The sequence below is a fragment of the Streptomyces sp. CMB-StM0423 genome (assembly GCF_002847285.1).
Taxonomy (GTDB): Bacteria; Actinomycetota; Actinomycetes; order Streptomycetales; family Streptomycetaceae; genus Streptomyces.
Genome location: NZ_CP025407.1, coordinates 5,545,733 through 5,568,878 on the forward strand (window position 1 = coordinate 5,545,733; position 23,146 = coordinate 5,568,878).

Consider the following 23,146-nt stretch of genomic DNA (forward strand, 5'->3'; position numbering starts at 1 on the left):
GTGACGACGAGGGGTGCGGCCGCGCCCCGCTTCCCACCCCCCATCCGAAAGGACGTCTTCCGTGAGACGGCACATACCCCGTGCCCTCGCCGCCGTGCTGGTCGCCGGAGCGCTCGCCGCGCCCGGCGCCGCCGCGGCCGACGAGGGCCCCGAGCTGATCCTCAACGGCGGCTTCGACGCCGGCACCGCGCCCTGGTGGTGGACGCCGGGCAACCCCGCCACCGTGGCCGAAGGACGGCTCTGCGCCGACGTGCCCGCCGGGACCGCCAACCCGTGGGACGCCATCATCGGCCAGAACGACCTGCCGCTCGCCGCCGGTGAAACCTACGCCCTGCGCTATACGGCGACCGCCACCGCACCCGTGACGATCCGCACCAACGTGCAGCAGGCCGTGGAGCCCTGGGGCCAGTTCTTCTCCTCCGCGGACCAGGTGACCGACACCGCCAGGACCTTCGAGCACGTCTTCACCGCCACCGCCGCGGACGACGCCGCCCAGGTGGCCTTCCAGATCGGCGGCAGCGACGCGGCGTACACCTTCTGCGTCGACGACGTCTCGCTGCGCGGCGGGGCGGAGCAGCCGCCGTACGACCCGGACACCGGCTCGCCCGTGCGCGTCAACCAGGTCGGCTACCTCACCGGGGGGCCGAAGAACGGCACCTTCGTCACCGAGGCCGCCCAGCCGCTCGCCTGGACGCTGAACACCGCGGACGGCACCGAGAAGGCGAGCGGCACCACCGTGCCCGCGGGCACCGACCCGACCTCGCTGGAGAACGTGCACACCTTCGCCTTCGGCGACTTCACCGAGGCGGGAGAGGGCTACACCGTCACGATCGACGGCGAGACCAGCGAGCCGTTCAGCATCGGCGACGACATCTACGGCACCCTGCGCACCGACGCGCTCGCGTACTTCTACCACAACCGCAGCGGCATCGAGATCGACGCCGGACTGGTCGGCGAGGAGTACGCCAGGCCCCCCGGGCACGTGGGCGTCGCGCCCAACCGGGGCGACGACGACGTCCCGTGCCAGCCGGGCGGCTGCGACTACACGCTGGACGCCGCGGGCGGCTGGTACGACGCCGGCGACCACGGCAAGTACGTCGTCAACGGCGGCATCGCCGCCGCGCAGGTGATGGGCGCGTACGAGCGCACGCTGACCACCGAGGGCGCCGACGGCGGGCCGCTCGGCGACGGCAAGCTCGCGGTGCCCGAGCGCGGCAACGGCGTGCCCGACGTGCTCGACGAGGCGCGCTGGCAACTGGAGTTCCTGCTCGCCATGCAGGTGCCCCAGGGCGAGGAGCTGGCCGGCATGGCGCACCACAAGCTGCACGACGCGCAGTGGACCGGCCTGCCGACGCTGCCCCACGAGGACCCGCAGCCGCGCGAGCTGCACCCGCCGTCCACCGCCGCGACGCTCAACCTGGCCGCCACCGGCGCGCAGTGCGGGCGGCTGTACGGGGACTTCGACGCGGACTTCGCCGACCGCTGCCTGGCCGCGGCCCGCACCGCGTACGCCGCCGCCAAGGCGCACCCCGACCGGCTCGCCGACCCGAACGACGGCACCGGCGGCGGCGCGTACAGCGACGGCGACGTGAGCGACGAGTTCTACTGGGCCGCCGCCGAGCTGTACCTGTCCACCGGCGAGGACGCGTATCTGCAGGACGTGCTCGGCTCGCCCCTGCACGGCGACGCCGCCGCGGTCTTCCCCGGCGGCGGCATGTCGTGGGGCGCCACCGCCGGGCTCGGCGCGCTGGACCTGGCCACCGTCGACAGCGGACTGACGGACGCGCAGCTCGCCGCCGTACGGGGCATGGTCACCGACGCCGCCGACGGCTACGCGGCCGACGCCGCGAACGCCGCCTACGGCGTCCCGTACGCCCCCGGGGGCGGGCGCTACGTCTGGGGCTCCAACAGCCAGGTGCTCAACAACATGGTCGTCCTGGCCACCGCCCACGGCCTGACCGGCGAAGCCGGCTACCGCGACGCCGTGCTCACGGGCCTGGACTACCTGCTGGGCCGCAACCCGCTGAACCAGTCGTACGTCACCGGGCACGGCGAGCGCGACTCCGAGAACCAGCACCACAGGTTCTGGGCGAACCAGCTCGACCCGAGCCTGCCCCATCCGCCCGCGGGCGCGCTGGCCGGCGGTCCGGACTCGCAGTTGGAGGACCCGGTGGCGCAGCGGGAGCTGGCCGGCTGCCCGCCGGCGATGTGCTACATCGACGACATCGAGTCGTACTCGACCAACGAGGTCACGATCAACTGGAACGCCCCGCTCGCCTGGATCGCCGGCTACGCCGACGACCTCGGCAGCGGCGGCGGCGAAGGGCCGGGGCCGGGTCCCGGCGAGGAGTGCGCCGCGGCGTACGCCGTACCGAACCAGTGGCCCGGCGGCTTCACCGGCACCGTGACCATCTCCTGCGACGGCGCCGCCCTCGACGGCTGGACCGCGGAGTGGGACTTCCCCGACGGCCAGCGCCTCCAGAACGCCTGGAACGCCGTCTGCAGCCAGACCGGCACCACCGTGAGCTGCCGCAACGCGCCGTACAACGGCGCGGTGCCGGACGGCGGTTCCGTCTCGTTCGGCTTCAACGCCGGCTGGAGCGGCAGCAACGGCACGCCGCGGGAGGTGAAGCTCGGCGGCGGCACCTGAGCCGCTGCACCTGAGCTGCCGGCACCGGGGCGGCTTTCGCGCCTGAACGGCCGTCCGCGCGCCGCCGCGGCGGGGTGCTCCCGCCCCGGCGGCGCGCGGATTAAGTGCTTCCGATGCGTTCCTCAAGAGAGCCTTAAGGCTCGTGCCCGGCGCCCGTGTTGCGATTTTTGCCCGAGTCGGGGCCACTAGCGTGCGTAGCGTTCCTCGGGACGGCGCGGAGGCGGTGGTCTCCAGCCGTGCCGAGCGGTGCGGGCCGTCCCCCCACCGCCTCCCTCCAGCGGGCTCCGCGGCCTCGCCGCGGACCGGCAGCCGTCGGGGGGAGGCGGGCCCGTGCCTCCCGTCCCGGCCGCGCCGCGGTCACTCCCAGGGGACCTGCGCCGAGCGGTAGAAGTCGATGCCCATCGCCTCCCACCGCGGGCCCTGCGCCACCAGCCGGTCCCGGTAGCCGTCCCAGCCGAGCTTCGCGGCCGGGGACCAGCCCAGCTCGGCTGCGCCCGCGGCGCGCGGGAAGGCCATGAACTCGATCTGGTCGTTGGTCGACAGCGTCTCCGACCACATCGGCGCCTCGACGCCGAGGACCGCACTCTCGGGCACGCCGCCGCGCATGTACGTGCCGGGGTCCCAGTCGTAGGACTGCCGCACCTCGACGTACCCGGCCCAGCTCAGCCCGAGCGGCGTCTGCGCGTGGTACTTCATGTCCAGATACGTCCTGTTGGCCGGTGACAGCACCAGCGGTGTGCCCGCCTTGGCCGCGTCGATGACCTCCTGCTCGCCGCCGGTCGTGCCCCAGTACTGTGCGACGGCGCCCTCGGCCGGATTCGCGGTGATCTGGTGCCAGCCGACGACGGTCTTGCCGTACTTCGCGACGATCTTCTGGGCCCGCTCCATGAAGGCGACGTACTCGTCGTGCGGCGTGGAGTGGGCCTCGTCGCCGCCGATGTGGAGGTACCTGCCGGGCGTCAGCTCGGCCAGTTCCCGTACGACGTCGTCCACGAAGTCGTACGTGACCTCCTTCGGCACGCACAGCGAGCTGAAGCCGACGCTCGTGCCGGTGTAGAGCGGCGGGGCGACGCCGTCGCAGTTCAGCTCGGCGTACGAGGCGAGGGCCGAGTTGGTGTGGCCCGGCATGTCGACCTCGGGCACGACGGTCATGTGCCGGCTCGCGGCGTACGCGACCAGCTCGCGGTACTGGTCCTTGGTGTAGTAGCCGCCGGGGCCGCCGCCGACCTGCGTGCTGCCGCCGTACTCGGCCAGGTTCGGCCACGAGTCGATCGCCAGCCGCCAGCCCTGGTCGTCGGTGAGGTGCAGGTGCAGGGTGTTGTACTTGTAGAGCGCGAGCTGGTCGATGTAGCGCTTGACCTGCTCGACGGTGAAGAAGTGCCGCGCCACGTCGAGCATCGCGCTGCGGTACGCGAACCGGGGCTCGTCGGTGATCCGCCCGCCGGCCACCAGCCACGGCCCGTCCTGCGCGGTGTCCGCCTCCACCGTCGGCGGCAGCAACTGGCGCAGGGTCTGGACGCCGTGGAAGAGCCCGGCGGGGGCGGCGGCGGAGATCAGCACGCCGTCGGCGCCGGAGGTCAGCTCGTAGCCCTCGGTGCCGACGGCCTTCTTCAGCCTGGCGCTCAGCCGCAGCTCCACCTCGCCGGACTCGCTGCCGACGGGCAGGTCGAAGCCGGTCGAGGGGCGCAGCACGCCGGCCAGGTACTCGCCGGCGTCCCGGGCGGACGCGGCGGCGGCCGAGCTGCCGGGCGGCACCCGGATGGCGGTGTCGGCGGTGATCTCGTACGGGCTGCCGCCGGGCGCGACGGCGGCGGGGGCGGGGATGACGGAGTCCAGCGCGGCCGGCGCGGCGGCCTGCCGCGCGCCGCCCGCCGCGGTGCCGGGCGCCGCCGCGCCGCCGGCGCCGACGCCCGCGGCGACGGTGAGCAGCAGCGCGACCCCCAGGCGCGCGAGGGAGCGCGGGGGGCGGTGCGGGGGAGTCCTCAGGCGGTGACCTCTCACAGTGGTCCCTTCGGGGCTGCGGATCGTGCGCGTGTCATGGACATTCCCAGAGAACCGCCGGTGTCCGCACCGGTCAAGGGTGTAGACCACTCTGGCGAGGGAAAGGAGTGATTCCTGCCCGATTCCGGGCAGATTTCTTGCGGAAGTGAAGATCATCAAGCAGTATCAACGGGTGCACGACGACCTCATCGACCACCTGATACGCAGCGCGCCGCTCAGCCGCGGCGAAGCCGCGCGGGTCGTGCAGGACGTCCTGGCCTACTTCGACGAGACGACGCCCGCCTTCGTCCGCCGGCGCCACCGCGAGCTGCAGGCGGGCGGCCTGGTGAACGACGAGATCTTCGACCGGATCGCCCGCGAGCTGGCGCACCGCGCGGTCACCCCGCCCGAGCTGACCCGGCGCCAACTGCGCCGCCTCGTCTACGGCTAGCCCTCCACCCCCACCCTCTCCCGACAGGAAGCGAACGATATGTGCGGAATCGTTGGTTACATCGGCAAGCGCGACGCCGCGCCGCTGCTGCTCGAAGGGCTCCAGCGGCTGGAGTACCGGGGCTACGACTCCGCCGGCGTGGCCATCGCCGCCCGCTCCGGCGCGCTGAAGACCGTCAAGGCCAAGGGCCGGGTACGCGACCTGGAGGCCCGGCTGCCGAAGCGCTTCGCCGGCGCCACGGGCATCGCGCACACCCGCTGGGCCACCCACGGCGCCCCCAGCGACACCAACGCCCACCCGCACCTGGACGAGGCGGGCAAGGTCGCCGTCGTCCACAACGGGATCATCGACAACGCCGCCGACCTGCGCGCCAAGCTCGCCGCCGACGGCGTCGAGCTGACCTCGGAGACCGACACCGAGGTGCTGGCCCACCTCGTCGGCCGCTCCGCCGCCGCCACCCTGGAGGAGGCCGTACGCGAGACGCTGCGGCTGGTGGAGGGCACGTACGGCATCGCCGTGCTGCACGCCGACCACCCGGACCGCATCGTGGTCGCCCGCAACGGCTCGCCCGTCGTGCTCGGCATCGGTGAGCGGGAGATGTTCGTCGCCTCGGACGTCGCCGCGCTGGTCTCGCACACCCGCCAGGTCGTCACCCTCGAAGACGGCGAGATGGCCACCATCAAGGCCGACGACTACCGCACGTACACCACCGAGGGCTCGCGCACGTCGTCCTCGCCGGAGACGGTGGAGTGGTCGCCCGAGTCGTACGACATGGCGGGCCACGACACGTACATGCACAAGGAGATCTGCGAGCAGGCCGAAGCCGTCGACCGCGTGCTGCGCGGGCGCATCGAGGACCGGTTCTCCACCGTCCACCTCGGCGGCCTCAACCTGGACGCGCGCGAGGCGCGCGCGGTGCGGCGGGTGAAGATCCTGGGCTGCGGCACGTCGTACCACGCGGGCATGATCGGCGCGCAGTTGGTCGAGGAGCTGGCGCGGGTGCCCGCGGACGCCGAGCCGGCCAGCGAGTTCCGCTACCGCAACCCCGTCGTCGACCCCGACACGCTCTACGTCGCCGTCTCCCAGTCCGGCGAGACGTACGACGTGCTGGCCGCCGTGCAGGAGCTGAAGCGCAAGGGTGCGCGGGTCCTCGGCGTCGTCAACGTCGTCGGCTCCGCCATCGCCCGGGAGACGGACGGCGGCATCTACGTGCACGCGGGCCCGGAGGTCTGCGTGGTGTCCACCAAGTGCTTCACCAACACCGTCGTCGCCTTCGGCCTGCTCGCGCTCCACCTCGGCCGCATCCGCGACCTGTCGGTCGCCGACGGCCGCCGCGTCATCGAGGGGCTGCGGCGGCTGCCGGAGCAGATCGCCGAGATGCTGCGCGGCGAGGACGAGATCCGGGCGCTGGCGAAGGAGTACGCGCACGCCAGGTCGATGATGTTCATCGGCCGGGTCCGCGGGTACCCGGTGGCCAGGGAGGCGGCGCTGAAGCTCAAGGAGGTCAGCTACATCCACGCCGAGGCGTACCCGGCCTCCGAGCTGAAGCACGGCCCGCTGGCGCTGATCGAGCCGGAGGTGCCGACGGTGGCGATCGTGCCGGACGACGAGCTGCTGGAGAAGAACCGGGCGGCGCTGGAGGAGATCAAGGCCCGCGAGGGCCGCATCCTCGCGGTCGCGCACCGGCGGCAGGAGAAGGCGGACCACACGATCGTGGTACCGCGCAACGAGCCGGAGCTGGACCCCATCCTCATGGGCATCCCGCTCCAACTGTTCGCGTACCACACGGCGCTGGGGCTGGGCCGGGACATCGACAAGCCGCGGAACCTCGCGAAGTCGGTGACGGTGGAGTAGGCACGGGCGGTGGCGGCGGCCGGCTGCGGTGCCGGCCGCCGCCGTGTCTCACCCGGGGCTGCCGCAGGCCGGGCAGTCGGGGCGGCGGGGCAGCCGGACGCTCACCTCGTCGCCGGGCACCATCAGGTTGAACCCGAAGCGGACGCCGGGTTCGAGCGGCGGGATGCCGGTCAGCAACGCCAGGGCGCCGTACGCGACGAGCGCGCCGGACAATCCGGCGGTGACCGCGTTGGCCGGGTTCCACGGCAGGTGCGCGGAGGCGCCCGGCTCGTCCGCCCCGGGGGCGAGGCCGAGGTCGGCCCGCCGGATCGCCTGGTCGTGCAGGCACTCCCAGCACCCGCCGGTGCCGGGCCGGTGGATGCCCGCCGTGACGAGCGGCCCGCTGTAGCCGCCGTCCACCCACGGCAGCCCGGCGGCCAGGCAGGCCCGGTTCGCCCAGCGCCGTATCTGCGGCGGCCCGTCGGCGCCCAGCACGAACACGTCGTACGGGGGCGAGGACACGACGAGCGCGGCGAGCTCCGCGGCGGTGGCGACGCGGCGTACCTCGCCGGTGACGCGGATGTCGGGGTTGAGGCCGGCGAGCCTGGTCACCGCCGCCTCGGCCTTCCGCCGTCCCACGTCCGCCTCCGCGTACAGCAACTGCCGGTTGAGGTTCGACAGTTCCACCCGGTCGTCGTCGACCACGTGCAGGTGGCCGACGCCCGAGGCGGCCAGGTGCCAGGCGGCCGCGCCGCCCGTACCCCCGACGCCCAGGACGAGTACCCGGGCCTCCTTCAGCCGCAGTTGGGCCTCCCACGCGCTGGCGCGGGCGCCGAGGTCCATCCAGCGGAGCAGCGGTACGCCCCGGCTGTAGCGCTCGGCCTCGCGCGGCGAGAACTGCGCGGGCAGCGGCGCGGCGGCGTCCTCCAGGAAGCCGGCCGCGGCCAGCCGCTCCAGCGCCGCGGTGACATCGCCGGGTCCGACCTCCTCGTGCCGGGCGCGCACCGCGGTGACGATGTCCTGCGCGCTGCGGGTGCCGTCGGCGGCTTCGACCAGCGACCAGACCCAGCCGCGCGGGTCCTCGATCTCGGCGCCGACGCCGTAGATCACGCTGCCGATACGGACGTTTCCCGCCACGGTGCGATAGCCGCGGTGCTCCGGTTTGACCCGTGGCCGTGCCCACTCTCCCACCGCCATACCCCACTCCAGGATGATGCGCCAGGAAACCTTGCACCGACGCGGCCCAATGTGCACTACTGAGTGAGTCGTTTCAAGCACACAGAGTTGACCAGGTGGGAGGGAGGCGCGATGCAGGAGATCAGGATCCGTCGTCTCGACAAGAAGGAGACGACCGGCGACAGCAACCCCAGCGGCGAGTGACGCCGGTCGGCCTCCCCGCGCTGGCGCGGCACCGCTACCCCACCGTGGACGACCTCACCCGGACCGCCCGCGACCTGGCGCGGCGCCACCCGTCCCGCTGCCGGCTCCGGCAGGTCGGCGAATCCCGCGCGGGGGAGCCGCTGTGGCTGCTCTCCGTCGGCCACGGATCCCGGAACGTCCTGGTGGTCAGTGGCGCGCACCCGAACGAGCCGGCCGGGGGCGCGGCCGTCGCCGACCTGGCCTACCAAGCCGTACGAAACGGGCGCAGCGGGCGCGTCGGGGCCGGCGCGCGCGACCGCCGGCAGGACCGCGACGCCGCCTGGCACTTCCTGCTCTGCCTGGACCCGGACGGCGCCCGCCACACCGAGCCCTGGACCCGCCACCCCGGCACCCTGGAGCGCCAGCTCCGCCACTTCTACCGGCCCGCCGCCGACCAGCAGCCCGAGTGGCTGCCGCCGCCCGGCGGACGGGCCGCGCCGCTGCCCGAGACCAGGGCGCTGCTGACCGTGCTGGACGAGCTGCGCCCGGCGGTGCAGTTCTCCCTGCACGCCAACGACGTCGGCGGCGCCTGGGCGCAGCTCACCCACGACCTGCCGGGCGCCCGCGCGGCGCTCGCGGACCCCGCCGCCGGGCTCGCCGTGCCGCTGGCCGCGGCGCCGGTGGACACGCTGCACATGCCCGGCGCGGGGCCGGGCGTCTTCCTCATGGCCGCGGGCGCGGGGCTCGACGCCAACGTCGTGCACCGCGACTGGCTGACCCGTTCGACGTGGTTCCACCCGCTGCGGCACGGCACGGTCACCGCCGTCGTCGAGACGCCCGTCTGGGCCGTCGAGGGCGTCGCCGACCTCCGGCCCACCGGGGCGCCCGGCCTGGTCGTGGGGCGGGCCGTGGGGCATCTGCGGGCGCAGGCCGACCGGTTGGCGGGGCTGCTGGACGAGGCCCGTACCGGACTCGGCGCCGCCCCCGGGCCGTTGCTGGACGCCGCGGCCTGGCTCACCGAAGCCTGCTTCACCAACGCCGCGCAGTGGTCGGCGCCGCCCTCGCCGGGCAGCCCGCCGCCCGCGGCGACCGCGGGCGGCGCCCTCGCGCTGCGGATGGCCGCCCAGCGGCTGCCGCTGCGGGCGGCGGCGATGTTCGCCCGCGCGACGGAAGGACATCCCCTCGGCCCGGCGGCGGAGACGCTGCTCACCCGCTGGCGCCGCAGCTACGCGGCCGACTTCGGGCCCCGCTGGATCCCCGTACGCGACCAGACCGCCCTGCAGACGGAGTTCATCGCCCGCCTGGCCCGCCTGGTCCTCAACCCCGCCCGCCGCACGAACGGATCCCAGGCGACCCGCCACCGCGACCGCTGACCCCGGTGCGGGCCCCCTCAACCCGCGGCCCCTCGGCGGGAGACGAAAGAGCGGCCCTCTGCGCGTGCCACCACGTCGCGCAGAGGGCCGCCTCCCCTGTGCCGGCGTCGCCCAATACGCCGGCGGTGCCGCTGCCGTACCGGGGACCGTCACCTCCCGGTCGGCAGCGCGTCGTCGTGTCCCCTATATGCCCCTCACAAATTCACAACCCACATCTACTCGCGAGTAGATTTCTCCGGGGAGGCGTGACCGCGCGCACCACCGGCGCGACCGGCGCAAACGCGCGCGGGGGCGGCTACGGAACGACGACGACGGGCCGTTGCGCCCGCCGGGCGAGGCGGCCCGCGACCGAGCCGAAGATGCGGCCCACGATGCCCTGCGTGGAGCCGACCACGATGGCGTCGGCCTCGTACTCCCGGCCGACTTCCTCCAGTTCGTGGCAGATGTCGCCGCCGCGCTCGACGAGGATCCAGGGCACGTCCGACAGGTAGTCGGCGCAGGCGAGTTCCAGCCCGAGGACTTCGGTGCGGTGGTCGGGGACGTCCACGAAGACGGGCGGCTCGCAGCCGGCCCAGACGGTGGTGGGCAGCCGGTTGGCCACGTGCACGATGATCAGACCGCAGCCCAGGCGCCGCGCCATCCCGACCGCGTAGGCCAGGGCGCGTTCACTGGACATGGAGCCGTCGAAGCCGCAGACGACGCCGTGCTTGAAGGCGGGATCGCAGCCTTGGGCGGGCTCGGCCGCCGCCTCCAGGTCCGCCGTGGGATCGGCGACCGGCTTGCGGTCCGCGGGTTCGGGGAATTCGTGACCGGCCATCGGTGTCTCGGCGAAGGGAATCCTCGTGGCTGGAGGGACACGGCTTGCTGTGTCCGCGCTTCCTGTGTCCGGGAATCATCTTCCCAATCCCGTACAACAAGGGTACGGCGACACTACCTCCCTTGCCCAGGGGCGGGCGGCGGTATGCCAGTGGCCCCGGCGAACGGTTCACAGGAGCATGCCCCAGTGCGGCGTCCCGCGCAACGCCGACGGGGCGGCGCTGCGGCCCGGCGATCGGTCCCGGGCGCCGTCGGGGGCGCACGGCGGCGGCGCTCGGGGATCACGCCGCCGCCCTTCGTGCCGCCCCCCACGCTTCCGTGCGCTGTCGCCGCGCCCCCGGGGTGCGTCGTCGCCGCCGCGAAGGCAAACGTGGCACGTGCGCCGGGGTCGCGCCGCAGGACACGGCGGGGCCGCGGCGGTCACCGGCGTTTTCGCGGCTGGGCGCAGGCGTACGCCCGTGGTTGAGGGGACAACCTCCTGTGACCCGATCTTTTCGGCCAACTTCCCTTCTGCACACCGGAGTTGCAAGACTTAAGGCTGGAACGTTCCGGGCTCGGGGGGCTGGGGGCGCAGTCGGGGCGCACGAGCCTTGCACGTCGGAGAACGGAGGGGGGTGGCCTTCCCTGTCGCGTGAACCAGTGGAACCGTTCGCGATCGAAAGCTTCACGCCAGGTTTCCTTGTCGACATAGAGGTAGGGCCGAACCTGGCACGCGTGTCACACAAGACGCGCTCTACCTGTCGTTATAGATGCGGGCTTGAACCTGTCCGGTCCGTCGGACAACACACAGTAGATTTGATCTTGGCCGAGAGACCGAGATCGTCCCGGGGGTGTAGGTGCAGGACGCGGAGGAAGAGAGAAGCGAGGGGGCTTAGCGTCATGAGCCAGGACTCCACCGGAGCGGGCGCAACGATCCGGTCCGGCGGGCCACGCACACCCGAGGTGGCGGCAGCCACGGTGCGGGCCGAGGCGGTGCGGGGCGAGGCACCGCGCCCGCCCCGGCGGCGCCGTGAGGTCGTCGCCGTGCTGTTGTTCAGCGGTGGCCCGGTCTTCGAGAACTCCATCCCCCTCTCCGTCTTCGGAGTCGACCGCCAGGACGCCGGTACCCCCCGGTACCGGCTGCTGGTCTGCGCCGGTGAGGACGGCCCGCTGCGTACCACCGGCGGCCTGGAGCTCTCGGCCCCGTACGGGCTGGAAGCGCTGGCCAGGGCCGGCACGGTCGTCGTGCCCGCGTGGCGCTCCATCACCCAGCCGCCGCCCGCCGCGGCGCTGGACGCGCTGCGCAGGGCGCACGAGGACGGCGCCCGCATCGTCGGGCTGTGCACCGGCGCCTTCGCGCTCGCCGCGGCCGGGCTGCTCGACGGCCGCCCGGCGACCACGCACTGGATGTACGCGCCGACGCTCGCCAAGCGCTACCCGTCGGTCCACATGGACCCGCGCGAGCTGTTCGTCGACGACGGCGACATCCTGACCTCGGCGAGCACGGCCGCCGGCATCGACCTCTGCCTGCACCTGGTGCGCCAGGACCACGGCGCCGAGGCCGCCGCCGCGCTCTCCCGGAGGCTGGTGGTGCCCGCGCGGCGCGGCAGCGGCCAGGAGCGCTACCTGGACAGGTCTTTACCCGAGGAGATCGGCGGAGACCCGCTGGCGGAGGTCGTGGCCTGGGCGCTGGAGAACCTGCACGAGCAGTTCGACGTGGAGACTCTGGCGGCCCGCGCGTACATGAGCCGACGCACGTTCGACCGGCGGTTCCGCTCGCTCACCGGCAGCGCACCGCTGCAGTGGCTGATCACCCAGCGGGTGCTTCAGGCGCAGCGGCTGCTGGAGACGTCGGACTTCTCCGTGGACGAAGTGGCGGGGCGCTGCGGCTTCCGCTCGCCGGTCGCGCTGCGCGGGCACTTCCGCCGCCAGCTCGGCTCCTCCCCGGCCGCGTACCGGGCCGCCTACCGGGCCCGTAACCCCCAGGCCGTACCGCCGCCGGAACCCCCCACGGTGCCGGCGCCGCGGCGCCCGCAGCCGCCCGGCGCGGGCGGGCCCGCGGGGGTCTCGGGCGGCGGCGTGGACGGCGCGGAGAAGCCGCAGTCCGACGCGTACGCGCCCGGCCACCCCGAGCCGCACCCGCCGCGGCACCGGGGAGCGCTTGCCAGGCGCGCGACCGTGCCGGGACAGCGGGACCGGCACGTAGGGTGAGGGCCATGAACGATCGGATGGTCTGGATCGACTGCGAGATGACGGGCCTCTCGCTGACCGGCGACGCGCTCGTCGAGGTGGCCGCGCTCGTCACCGACTCGGAGCTCAACGTGCTCGGTGACGGCGTCGACATCGTCATCCGCCCCCCGGCCGCGGCCCTCGCCTCCATGCCCGACGTCGTACGCGCCATGCACACCGCCTCCGGCCTGCTCGACGAGCTGGCCGGCGGCACGACGCTGGCGGACGCGGAGCGGCAGGTGCTCGCCTACGTACGCGAGTTCGTCCCCGAGCCCGGCCGCGCCCCGCTCTGCGGCAACTCCGTCGGCACCGACCGCGGCTTCCTCAGCCGGGACATGCCGGACCTGGAGGGGTACCTGCACTACCGCATCGTGGACGTCTCGTCCGTCAAGGAGCTGGCCCGCCGCTGGTACCCGCGGGCCTACTTCAACAGCCCCGAGAAGGCGGGCAACCACCGCGCGCTGGCCGACATCCGGGAGAGCATCGCCGAACTCCGCTACTACCGCGAGGCGGTCTTCGTCCCCCCGCCGGGCCCGGATTCGGAGACCGCCAAGGCCCTCGCTGCCCGCCACACACTGGCGGCGGACGGCTCGTAACGAACCCCCCGCAGCCCGGCGAAAGCCGGAGGCGAGCACCACCGGCGACCCTGTACACTTCTACACGGCCGGTGCGGAAGCATCAGCTCACGGTGGGTGTAGCTCAGATGGTAGAGCACCTGGTTGTGGTCCAGGTGGCCGCGGGTTCAAGTCCCGTCACTCACCCTCTTCGATCAGGGCCCGTATCGCCTCGGCGGTGCGGGCCCTGACGCGTTCCGGGGCGCTACGGTGCGTGGCCGTTCAGCCGGAGGTGGCGGCGCGGCGGGCGGCGTAGGTGCGGGCCTTGGCGCGGTTGCCGCAGCCCTGCATCGAGCACCAGCGTTTGCTGCGGTTCTTCGACGTGTCCCAGAACACCTCGTGGCAGGTGTGCTCCGCGCAGCGCTTGAGGCGGGCGGCGTCGCCGGTGATCGTCAGCGTGCTCCAGGCGAGGGCCAGCTCCGCGACCGCCCGCTCCGCGGGTGTGAGGCCGGGGGCGGGGACCGGGGGGCCGGCGGCGGTGGGGTGGAGGGGGAAGCGGGTCAGGGCCGCGTCGGCCGCCGCCGTGACGGCGGGTTCTGCGGTGTCGCCCACGTGGGTGCCCAGGTGCTCGCGGATGCCCGCGCGCAGGGCGACGGCCGCTTCGTGCAGGCCGGGGTCGGGGCTGCCGGTGACCGGCAGGCCGTGCGTCGTCAGCCAGGTGGCCAGCTCGTCCGGGGTGCTCAGCGTGTCCGTGCCGGCGTAGACGTCCAGGGTGTTGGCGAAGTCGGCCACCAGCTCGGCGGCCCGAGGAGGTGTACGCATGCAGACCACTTTACCGGCTATCGCGTTTGGTGGTAACTTCATCTCACCGGCAAACGGCTTTGATGGTTAGAGGGGGAGTCATGAGCGCGTCTGCGGTTCTGGAGGGCGATCGGCTACGGGACGCCGGGCGGCGCAACACCGCCGTCCTCGTCGGGTTCACCGCCGTGACGAACCTCGCCGACGGCGTCGTGAAGATGGCCCTGCCGCTGCTCGCCGTCCGCGTCGGCGGCTCTCCCGCGCAGGTCACCGGGGTGGCGCTGGCCATCTCGCTGCCCTGGCTGCTCGTCGCCCTGCACGCGGGCGTGCTCGTCGACCGCGTCGACCGGCGCCGGCTGCTGTGGATCGTCAACGTGCTCCGGCTGCTCGCGATGGTGCCGCTGCTCGCCGCCGCCGCGAGCGGCGACCTGTCCATCGCGCTGCTCGCCGCCGCCGGTGCGGCCATCGGCGTCGCCGACGTCGTCGCCTCCACCGCGGCCACCGCGCTGGTCCCCGCCGCCGTGCCGGCCGCCGGGCGGGACAAGGCGAACGCGTGGATGGCCGGGGCCGAGACCGTGTTCAGCGAGTTCGCCGGGCCGTTCGTCGGCGGGCTGCTCATCGCACTGGGTGCCGGGTGGGCGCTGGGTGCGACCTGGGCCGCGTACGCCGCGGCGGCGCTCGTGCTGCTGCTGCTCGTCGGGCGGTTCCGGGCGGGGGCCGTAGCGTACGAGAACGGGGGCGAGGCCCCCGCCACCACCGTCAACGGGCAGATCGCCGAAGGGCTCCGCTACCTCTGGCAGCACCGCCTGCTGCGCTCCCTCTCCCTCATCCTCACCGTCCTCTCCGGCACCTGGGGCGCGTGGCTCGCGCTCATCCCGCTGTACGCGACCCGCGACATGGGCCTCACCCCCGGCGAGTACGGCGTGCTGCTCAGCGCGCTCGGCATCGGCGGGCTCCTCGGCGCCGTCACCGTGACCTGGCTCAACCGGGTGCTGGGCCGCCGCCGCGTGATGCTCGCCGACCTCTTCGGCACCGCCGCGATGGCCGCCGTCCCCGCGCTCACCGCCGACGCGCGCGCCGTCGCCGCGGCCGCGTTCCTCGGCGGGCTCGGCGGCACGCTGTGGACGGTCAACAGCCGCACGGTCATCCAGCGGGCGGTGCCGGACGCGATGCTCGGCCGGTTCAGCTCGGCGAACCGGATGTTCGCCTGGGGCGCGATGCCGCTGGGCGCCGGGCTGGTCGGGCTGCTCGCGGAACTCGCCGGGCCGCGGGCGGCGTTCGGGTTCTTCGCGGTGGCCTCGCTGCTGACGGTCCCGTTCTTCCTGCGGGCGGCGGCCCGGGGCGCGGACGCGCTGCGCTGAAGCCTTCTCCAAGATTTTTTCGGCGGGATGTCGAGAACCGGCGCGCGGCTCCGTCCCCGGGGTGAACGCGGCCCACAATGGGCCGTACCTCGGCAAGGAGAAGATCATGGCCAAGTACCTGCTGCTCAAGCACTACCGCGGCGCGCCGGCGGCGGTCAACGACGTACCGATGGACCAGTGGGAGCCGGAGGAGGTCACGGCCCACATCCAGTACATGCGTGACTTCGCCGCCCGGCTGGAGGAGACCGGCGAGTTCGCCGGCGAGCAGGCGCTCGCCCCGGAGGGCACCTTCGTCCGCTACGACGGCGAGGGCCGGCCCCCGGTCACCGACGGGCCGTTCGCGGAGACCAAGGACCTGATCGCCGGCTGGATGGTGATCGACGTCGAGACCTACGACCGCGCGCTGGAGCTGGCCGCCGAGCTGTCCGCCGCGCCGGGCGCGGGCGGCAAGCCGATCCACGAGTGGCTGGAGATCCGCCCGGCGTACGGCGTGCAGGCCACGGCGACCGAGTGAACGAGTCGCTGCTCCGGGAGCTGGTGCCGGAGGTCATCGGCGTCCTCGTCCGCCGCGGAGCAGACTTCGCGGCGGCCGAGGACGCCGTACAGGACGCCCTGGTCGAGGCCGTACGCGGCAGGCCGGACGGCGACGAGCCGCGGGACCCCAAGGGGTGGCTGATCACGGTGGCGTGGCGCAAGTTCCTCGACACCGTACGGGCCGAAAGCTCGCGGCGGCGGCGCGAGGAACGCGTCGAGGCCGAACCCGCGCCGGACGGGGGCGGGGCGGTGGATGACACCCTCCAGCTCTACTTCCTGTGCGCGCACCCGTCCCTGACGCCGGCCTCGGCCGTCGCGCTGACGCTGCGCGCGGTCGGCGGGCTGACGACGCGGCAGATCGCGCGGGCGTATCTGGTGCCCGAGGCGACCATGGGGCAGCGGATCAGCAGGGCGAAGCGGACGGTCTCCGGGGTGCGGTTCGAGCAGCCCGGGGACCTGGCGACGGTACTGCGGGTGCTGTACCTGGTGTTCAACGAGGGCTACTCCGGGGACGTCGACCTGTCGGCGGAGGCGATCCGGCTGACGCGGCAGTTGGCGGCGAGGACGGGCGCGGCTGTGGCGGCGGGCGGGACCGGGGGAGCGGGTGCCGGGGGCGAGGGTGCCGGGGCCGGTGGTGAGGAGGTCGCGGGGCTGCTGGCGCTCATGCTGCTCCACCACGCGCGGCGGCCGGCGCGTACCGGCCCCGACGGCAGGCTCGTACCGCTTGCCGAGCAGGACCGCGGGCTGTGGGACACCGGGCTGATCGCCGAGGGCATCGGGATCCTCCAGGCGGCGCTGGCGCGGGACCGCCTGGGGGAGTTCCAGGCGCAGGCGGCGATCGCCGCGCTGCACGCGGACGCCCCGAGGGCGTGCGAGACGGACTGGGTGCAGATCGTGGAGTGGTACGACGAGCTGGTACGTCTCACGGACAGCCCGGTGGCCAGGCTCAACCGGGCGGTGGCGGTGGGCGAGGCGGACGGGGCGCGGGCGGGGCTGGCGGCGCTGGCGGAACTCGATCCGTCGCTGCCGCGGTACGCGGCGGTGGCGGCGTACCTGCACGAGCGGGACGGCGACACGGAGACGGCGGCCGGGCTGTACGCGCAGGCGGCCCGCTCGGCGCCGAACATACCGGAGCGGGACCACCTGACGCGGCAGGCAGCGCGGCTGAACGCGCGGCTGCGGGGGTGAAGGGGGCGGCGGTACGGGTGGGTTGAGGGGGCGGCCGGGGCGGGGGTTCTGTCGGTGGAGCGGCCTACCCTGGGGTGGGTGTGCGGGGTTCGGGGGGCGGGCTTCGGCGTTCGGGTTCGGGCGCGGTCGGGCGCGTGGCTGCCGGGCCACCGGCGTCGCGTCGCCAGTGGCCCGGGCTGATGTCGGTGGGGCGACCTACTCTGGGGCGGGTGTGCGGGGGTCGGGGGTGGTTTCGGTGTTCAGCGGGCCGGTGTGCGGGGGCGGTAGGGGGCCAGGGGGTTGCGCAGGGTGCCCACCAACTGCAGGGCCGCCGACGGGTCCGTCAGGTCGACCATCTGCCGGTTGTCCCGCAACTGCAGCCTGTTGAGGCACGACAGCGCGAACTCCGGCGCGAACAGGTCGTGCCGCTCGAACCGGTCCGCCAGGTCCGGCACCGCCTCCCGGTAGTCCCGCGCGCACTCCGCGACCGTCCGCCAGAAGTCCCCCTCGCCCAGCACCCCCGCCTCGTCCAGCAGCGGTGCCAGGAAGCGGAAGAAGCAGTCGAAGACGTCCGTGAAAACGGACAGCAGTTGCATGTCGTCCGGGACCTCGGCGCGGATCCGCTCCGCCGCCGGCGGCAGCGGCAGGTCCGGGTCCATGACCACGACCTCCTCCGCGATGTCCTTGAACAGCGCGCGCACCACGGTCCCCGCCTCGTCCAGGACCAGGATGACGTTCTCGCCGTGCGGCATGAACGCCAGCCCGTACGCGTAGAAGGAGTGCAGCAGCGGCGTCAGATACGCGTCGAGATACCGCCGCAGCCACACCTCGGGCGCCAGCCCCGAGCCCTCGATCAGCGCCGCCGCCAGCGGCCGGCCGGCGCGGTCGGTGTGCAGCAGCGCCGCCATCGTCGCCAACCGCTCGCCCCCGGCGAGCCGCGGCACCGGGCTCTCCCGCCACAGCGCGGCGAGCATCTTGCGGTACGGCGAGCCGGGCGCGGTGGCGGCCTCGTACGCCTCGTGGCGGTAGCCGACGGCGGCCAGTTCGCGCAGGACCACCAGGCCCGTGCCGCGCAGCACCTCGTCCTGGTCGACCAGTCCCGCGACCCAGTCGTTGATCGCCGGGGTGGCCTCCATGTACGCGGCCGACAGCCCGCGCATGAAGCCCATGTTGAGTACTGACAGCGCCGTCTTGACGTAGTGCTTCCGGGGCGCGGAGGTGTTGAAGAAGGTGCGTATCGACTGCTGCGGCTGGTACGTGTCCCCGCTCTCGCCGAGGTACACCAGCCGGCGCGCGGCGACCTCGCCCGCAAAGGTGACGGAGAGCTTGTGCTCCCACTGCCAGGGGTGCGCGGGCATCAGCAGGTAGTCGTCCGGGTCCAGGCCCAGGGCCCGCAGCCGGGCCGCGAAGCCGTCCAGCGCCGCGGGCCCCAGCTCCGCGCGCAGCAGCGTGTCGTAGTCGAGGTCGGCGGCGCAGGTGAAGGCCGCCCGCTCGCGGTGGGCGGCGAGCCAGACCAGGCGGGTGCGGGCGCCGGTCTCGGGGGCGTACGCGCGGTAGTCCGCCGCGCCCAGCCCCAGGCGGCCGTTGTTGGCGACGAAGCAGGGGTGGCCCTCCGTCATCCCCGCCTCGATCCGCTGGAAGTCCGCGCCCGCCAGGTCCGCGTCCTCGGGCCCGGTGAGCTTGTACGCGGTGCTCGCCAGCGTGGACGTGATCTCCTCCAGGTACACCGGCAGCACCTCGGCGCTCAGCCCCAGCGGCTCCCGGAGTTCGGCGAAGAACCGCAGCGCGTCGGGCGCCGAGCCCTCCGGCGGGTCGCCGGGGGCGTGGCGGGTGACGGTGCGCGGGTCGACGCGCCAGTGGTCCAGGGCGTAGCGCCGGGCCTCGAAGCGGTATTCGGCGTCCCCCGCCCGTAGGGCGTACGAGCCGACCCCCCGCGGCTCCGGCGTCAGCAGCCGCTCGTGGGCGAACTCCCCGATGGCCTTGGCCAGCAGCCTGCGGGTGGCCTCCGCCCAGCGGCCGGGGGTGAGGTGCCCGGTGGGGTCCGGGGGCGCGGCCGCCTGCGAGGCGGCGAACTGCTCGCGGGTGCAGAAGCTCAGCAGCGCCTCCTTGCCCGGCTTCCCCGGGGCGCCCGGCATCCGTACGCGGCGCGCGACGCGGAAGCCCACGGCCTCGTTGAGCGCGTGCACCGCGGTGTTGCGCGCGTCGGGTTCGACCACGACCCGGCGCACCGCCGGGTCGGCGAAGAGCCACTCCATCACCGCCGTGATCACCGCCCGGGTGAAGCCGTGCACGGGGGTGTCGGCGGGCGCGGTGAGGAAGTGCATCCCGACGTCGCCGTCCTCGGCGGCGTAGACGCCGGTCAGCTCGCGGTGTGCCGGGTCGTAGCGCTCGGCGAGGAAGGCGGGGGTGCCGTCGGCGAGGCCGAGGAAGGCGTCGTGGTGCGGATCGGCGGCGATCCGCGCGTACTCCTTCTCGACCTCCGCCGGCGTGCACCCCTGCATCAGCCAGAACGCGGCCTTCGGATGGGTGACCCAGGTGTGCAGCAGCGGCGCGTCCAGGACCGGGTCCAGGGGGCGCAGGGTGAGTTTCATCGGGCCGGCGCTCCGAACTCCTGGAAGGCGATGGACTTCTCGACCGGGTAGACCTCGCGGCCGGTCATCTCCCGGATGATGCAGGCGTTGCGGTACGCGGCCATCCCCAGGTCGGGGGCGGCGAAGCCGTGGGTGTGCAGCTCGGCGTTCTGGACGAAGACCTCGCGGCCCGCGTGGTCGACGGTGTAGTTGCGGGCGACGGCGAAGCGCCCCTGCTCGTCGCGCGCGAGGCGGTCGGCGATGCCGGCGAGGAAGGGCGGTTCGGCGTAGCGGTAGCCGGTGGCCAGCACCAGGCCCTGGGTGGCCAGCTCGAAGTCCCGGCCCTGCTCCTCCTGGCGCAGCCCCAGGGTGTACGTGCCGTCCGCGTACCCGGCGGAGACGAGGGCGGTGTTGGTGAGCAGCCGGGTCGGCACCGGACCGCGGCGGGACTTGACGTACAGCAGGTCGAAGATGGCGTCGATCAGCTCGGTGTTGATGCCCTTGTAGAGGCTCTTCTGCGCGGCGCCGAGACGGTCGCGGACGGGCGCCGGCAGCGCGTGGAAGTAGTCGACGTACTCGGGGGAGGTCATCTCCAGCGTCAGCTTCGTGTACTCCAGCGGGAAGAACCGCGGCGAGCGGGTCACCCAGGTGAGGTGGTAGCCGTCGGGGCCGAGGTCCTGGAGCAGGTCGTAGTAGATCTCGGCGGCGCTCTGCCCGCTGCCGACGACCGTGACCGACTCCTTGGCCCGCAGTTGCTCGCGGTGCTCCAGATAGCGGCTGTTGTGGAGGAGGTCGCCGCCGAGGCCGCGGCAGGGCCCGGGCACGTACGGCGGCGTGCCGGTGCCGAGGACGAGGCGGCGGCCTCGGTACGTGCCGCGCGGGGTGCGGACGGCGTACGTGCCGTCCACCGCGTCCCGTACGACCGAGGTGACCTCCTCGCCGAAGCGGATGTTCGGGAGTTTGGCGGCGGCCCAGCGGCAGTAGTCGTTGAACTCCTCGCGCAGCGGATAGAAGCTCTCGCGGATGTAGAAGGAGTACAGCCGCCCGGTCTCCTTCAGGTAGTTCAGGAAGGAGTACGGGGACGTGGGGTCGGCCAGCGTGACGAGGTCCGACATGAACGGCGTCTGGAGCGTGCTGCCCTCGATGAACATCCCGGAGTGCCAGTCGAAGTCGGGCTTGCGCTCCAGGAAGACGCCGTCGAGGCCGTCGACCGGTGCGGTCAGGCAGGCCAGGCCCAGGTTGAACGGGCCGAGGCCGACGGCGACGAAGTCGTGGACGCGCGACTCAGGCGACTCAGCGGGCGGGGACTGCCGGGGCTGCCGGGACTGCCGGGACTGCTGCTGCGTCGGCGGAGGCGGCGGAGGCGGCGGGGACGTCGGGGACAAGGGATTCTCCGGTGTGGTCGGCGGCGTGCGCGGCTATGAGGTCGAGGACGGCGGCCAGGTCCTCGGTGGTGGTCTCGGGGTTGAGCAGCGTGAACTTCAGGTGGTGCCGGCCGTCGACCTTGGTGCCGGCGACCATCGCGGCGCCTGAGGCGGCCAGCCGTTCGCGGGCGCGCAGGTTGGCGGCGTCGGCGAGAGCGGGGTCGGCGCCGGCCGGGCCGTCCGGGACGTAGCGGAAGACGAGCGTCGACAACTGCGGCCGTACGACGACCTCGAAGCGGGGGTCCGCGTCCAGCAGCCGCCACCCGGCCCCGGCGAGGTCGCAGACCTCGTCGAAGAGCGCGCCGACGCCGTCGGCGCCCATGACGCGCAGCGTCAGCCACAGCTTGAGCGCGTCGAACCTGCGGGTGGTCTGGAGCGACTTGTCGACCTGGTTGGGGATCTGCTCGGCGGCCATGCGCTCGGGGTTGAGGTAGTCGGCGTGGTACGTCGCGTGCCGCAGGGTCGCCCGGTCCCGTACCAGCACGGCCGAGGAACTGACCGGCTGGAAGAAGGACTTGTGGAAGTCGACGGTCACCGAGTCGGCGCGCTCGATGCCGGCGAGCAGGTGCCGGCGGCGGCCCGAGACCAGCAGTCCGCAGCCGTACGCCGCGTCCACGTGCAGCCACACGCCGTACCCGGCGCACACCTCCGCGAGCTGCGCCGGCGGGTCGACGCTGCCGAAGTCGGTGGTGCCCGCGGTGGCGACGACGGCCATGGGGACGAGGTCGTCGCGCTGGAGCTGCGCGAGCGCCGCGGCCAGCGCGGCGGGCCGCATCCGGCGCTCCGCGTCGCACGGCACCTCGACGACGGCCTCCTCCCCGAGGCCGAGCAGCGCGGCGGCCTTGCGGACGCTGAAGTGGCCGTGCGCGGAGGCGAGGACGCGCAGCCGGGGCAGGATCTCGGCGGTGCGCAGCCCGGCGCCCCGCTGCTTGCGTACGCCGTCGCACGCCTCCTCGCGGGCGAGCAGGAGGGCGTGCAGGTTGGACTGGGTGCCGCCGGAGGTGAACACGCCGTCCGCGGCCGGGCCGAGGCCGATGCGGGCGGCGGTCCAGTCGATCAGGCGGCGCTCGATGAGGGTGGCGCCGGCGGACTGGTCCCAGGTGTCCAGGGAGGAGTTGACGGCGGAGAGCACCGCCTCGCCGAGGACGGCGGGGATGACGACGGGGCAGTTGAGGTGGGCGAGGTAGCGCGGGTGGTGGAAGTAGACGGCGTCGCGCAGGTAGACCCGGTCCAGCTCGGCCAGCGCGGCGCCGGTGTCGCCGAGGGGGAGGTCGAGGTCGACGGCGTCGACGACCGGGGCGAGGGCGGGGGGTGTGATGCCCGTGAACGGGCGGTCTGCATGGGCCAGTCGGGCCGCGATGTGCTCGACGCCTGCGGTGACCGTACGACGGTAGGCACCGGCGGTGCGGTCGTTGAGCAGGTGGGACCTCATGGATGGTGTCCTCACGACGGGGGCCAAAAACTTAGGGAAGCCTAACCTAAGTAATTGGTCCTAGGCTCCCGCCCCCGTCGTTTCGGCCACGTCCCGCCGGCTCATCCGTCCGCAGCCGCGGCATCGTCGGCCCCGGCTGCGCCGTCGTCGGCCGCCGCCTCGGACTCGTAGCGGAACTGGTCCTCGGAGGCGCCGCGGCGCCAGTAGCCGGTGAAGACGACCGCATCGCGGTCGAACTTCCGCCCCCGTACGAGCTGGCGGCGCAGCTCCCGCACCAACCCCGCCTCGCCCGCGAGCCAGGCGTACGGCGTGCCCGCGGGCAGGTCCGCGGCGCGCAGCGCGTCGACCACGCCGGCGGCGGGGCCGGTCAGCCAGGTGATCTCGGCGTCCGCGGCGGTGTGCAGAGCGATCGCGTCGTCGGCGTGCGGCACCCGTATCCACGCCTTCACCGGCAGCCCGGCGGGCAGCGACTCCAGGATCGCCGCGGCGGCCGGCAGCGCCGTCTCGTCGGCGGCGACGATGACGTGATCCGCGCCCTCGGGCAGCCGGAAGCGCACGCCGGTGCGGAACGGCTCGGTGGCGCCGGGCGCCGGCTCCGCCGTCTGCGTGGTCGGTTCCGTGGTCACGTCGGGCTCA

General features: G+C 73.8%; 16 protein-coding genes, 1 tRNA gene and 1 pseudogene. 10 read left to right on the forward strand and 8 right to left on the reverse strand.

Going from position 1 to position 23,146, the window contains the following annotated elements:
• The first annotated feature begins 61 nt into the window (after positions 1-61).
• Positions 62-2,650 carry a glycoside hydrolase family 9 protein gene (locus tag CXR04_RS24200; protein WP_101424390.1) on the forward strand — a complete coding sequence of 863 codons (2,589 nt, stop codon included), beginning with the start codon at positions 62-64 and terminating at the stop codon, positions 2,648-2,650.
• 357 nt (positions 2,651-3,007) lie between these two features.
• Here the strand turns inward: CXR04_RS24200 and CXR04_RS24205 are convergent, their stop codons facing one another.
• On the reverse strand, positions 3,008-4,651 hold the full coding sequence (locus CXR04_RS24205; protein WP_101424391.1) for a beta-N-acetylhexosaminidase: 1,644 nt from the start codon (positions 4,649-4,651) through the stop codon (positions 3,008-3,010).
• A gap of 172 nt (positions 4,652-4,823) precedes the next feature.
• Between CXR04_RS24205 and CXR04_RS24210 the strand changes: the two genes are divergently transcribed.
• Together CXR04_RS24210 and glmS are read left to right on the forward strand one after the other, a co-directional pair.
• Positions 4,824-5,081: a hypothetical protein gene (locus CXR04_RS24210; RefSeq protein ID WP_101426566.1), complete on the forward strand. Its 258-nt coding sequence runs from the start codon at positions 4,824-4,826 to the stop codon at positions 5,079-5,081.
• Positions 5,082-5,120: 39 nt separating this feature from the next.
• Positions 5,121-6,935: a glutamine--fructose-6-phosphate transaminase (isomerizing) gene (glmS, locus tag CXR04_RS24215; protein ID WP_101424392.1), complete on the forward strand. Its 1,815-nt coding sequence runs from the start codon at positions 5,121-5,123 to the stop codon at positions 6,933-6,935.
• A 48-nt stretch (positions 6,936-6,983) separates the two neighbouring features.
• Here the strand turns inward: glmS and CXR04_RS24220 are convergent, their stop codons facing one another.
• A complete protein-coding gene (locus CXR04_RS24220) occupies positions 6,984-8,111 on the reverse strand; it encodes a HesA/MoeB/ThiF family protein (RefSeq protein WP_101424393.1) in 1,128 nt (375 codons plus the stop codon).
• Positions 8,112-8,290: 179 nt separating this feature from the next.
• Between CXR04_RS24220 and CXR04_RS24225 the strand changes: the two genes are divergently transcribed.
• A complete protein-coding gene (locus tag CXR04_RS24225) occupies positions 8,291-9,646 on the forward strand; it encodes a M14 family zinc carboxypeptidase (protein ID WP_101424394.1) in 1,356 nt (451 codons plus the stop codon).
• Positions 9,647-9,941: 295 nt separating this feature from the next.
• Here the strand turns inward: CXR04_RS24225 and CXR04_RS24230 are convergent, their stop codons facing one another.
• Positions 9,942-10,463, reverse strand: coding sequence for a universal stress protein (locus CXR04_RS24230; RefSeq protein ID WP_101424395.1), 522 nt, complete (start codon positions 10,461-10,463; stop codon positions 9,942-9,944).
• Between the two features lie 878 nt (positions 10,464-11,341).
• Here CXR04_RS24230 and CXR04_RS24235 point away from each other — a divergent pair.
• The 3 genes and pseudogenes from CXR04_RS24235 to CXR04_RS24245 all read left to right on the forward strand — a co-directional run.
• Positions 11,342-12,434, forward strand: a pseudogene (locus tag CXR04_RS24235) (helix-turn-helix domain-containing protein); the annotation flags it as partial.
• A gap of 223 nt (positions 12,435-12,657) precedes the next feature.
• On the forward strand, positions 12,658-13,266 hold the full coding sequence (orn, locus tag CXR04_RS24240) for an oligoribonuclease (protein WP_101424396.1): 609 nt from the start codon (positions 12,658-12,660) through the stop codon (positions 13,264-13,266).
• 92 nt (positions 13,267-13,358) lie between these two features.
• Positions 13,359-13,431: transfer RNA gene (locus CXR04_RS24245), tRNA-His, on the forward strand.
• A gap of 75 nt (positions 13,432-13,506) precedes the next feature.
• On the opposite strand, the gene CXR04_RS24250 is transcribed toward CXR04_RS24245, so the two are convergent.
• Entirely contained in the window at positions 13,507-14,046 is a 540-nt protein-coding gene (locus CXR04_RS24250) for a CGNR zinc finger domain-containing protein (protein ID WP_442802399.1), read from the reverse strand.
• Between the two features lie 80 nt (positions 14,047-14,126).
• On the opposite strand from CXR04_RS24250, the gene CXR04_RS24255 reads away from it, so the two are divergent.
• From CXR04_RS24255 to CXR04_RS24265, 3 genes are all read left to right on the forward strand, one after another.
• Positions 14,127-15,383, forward strand: a complete 1,257-nt coding sequence (locus CXR04_RS24255) for an MFS transporter (protein WP_101424398.1) — start codon at positions 14,127-14,129, stop codon at positions 15,381-15,383.
• Between the two features lie 106 nt (positions 15,384-15,489).
• A complete protein-coding gene (locus tag CXR04_RS24260; protein ID WP_101426568.1) occupies positions 15,490-15,897 on the forward strand; it encodes a YciI family protein in 408 nt (135 codons plus the stop codon).
• Positions 15,894-17,105: an RNA polymerase sigma factor gene (locus CXR04_RS24265; RefSeq protein ID WP_101424399.1), complete on the forward strand. Its 1,212-nt coding sequence runs from the start codon at positions 15,894-15,896 to the stop codon at positions 17,103-17,105. The genes CXR04_RS24260 and CXR04_RS24265 overlap by 4 nt, the downstream gene beginning before the upstream one ends.
• A 239-nt stretch (positions 17,106-17,344) precedes the next feature.
• Here the strand turns inward: CXR04_RS24265 and CXR04_RS24270 are convergent, their stop codons facing one another.
• The 4 genes from CXR04_RS24270 to CXR04_RS24285 all read right to left on the reverse strand — a co-directional run bounded on the left by CXR04_RS24270 (position 17,345) and on the right by CXR04_RS24285 (position 23,136).
• Positions 17,345-19,675 carry a GNAT family N-acetyltransferase gene (locus CXR04_RS24270; RefSeq protein ID WP_101424400.1) on the reverse strand — a complete coding sequence of 777 codons (2,331 nt, stop codon included), beginning with the start codon at positions 19,673-19,675 and terminating at the stop codon, positions 17,345-17,347.
• The gene (locus CXR04_RS24275) at positions 19,672-21,039 is read right to left on the reverse strand and encodes a lysine N(6)-hydroxylase/L-ornithine N(5)-oxygenase family protein (protein WP_101424401.1); all 1,368 of its coding nucleotides are present in this window, start codon (positions 21,037-21,039) and stop codon (positions 19,672-19,674) included. The genes CXR04_RS24270 and CXR04_RS24275 overlap by 4 nt, the downstream gene beginning before the upstream one ends.
• Positions 20,948-22,510, reverse strand: a complete 1,563-nt coding sequence (locus CXR04_RS24280; protein WP_101424402.1) for a pyridoxal phosphate-dependent decarboxylase family protein — start codon at positions 22,508-22,510, stop codon at positions 20,948-20,950. Before CXR04_RS24280 ends, CXR04_RS24275 begins: the two co-directional genes overlap by 92 nt.
• A 101-nt stretch (positions 22,511-22,611) precedes the next feature.
• Positions 22,612-23,136 (reverse strand): siderophore-interacting protein, encoded by a 525-nt coding sequence (locus tag CXR04_RS24285; protein WP_442802400.1) that lies wholly within the window; start codon positions 23,134-23,136, stop codon positions 22,612-22,614.
• Positions 23,137-23,146: the final 10 nt, after the last annotated feature.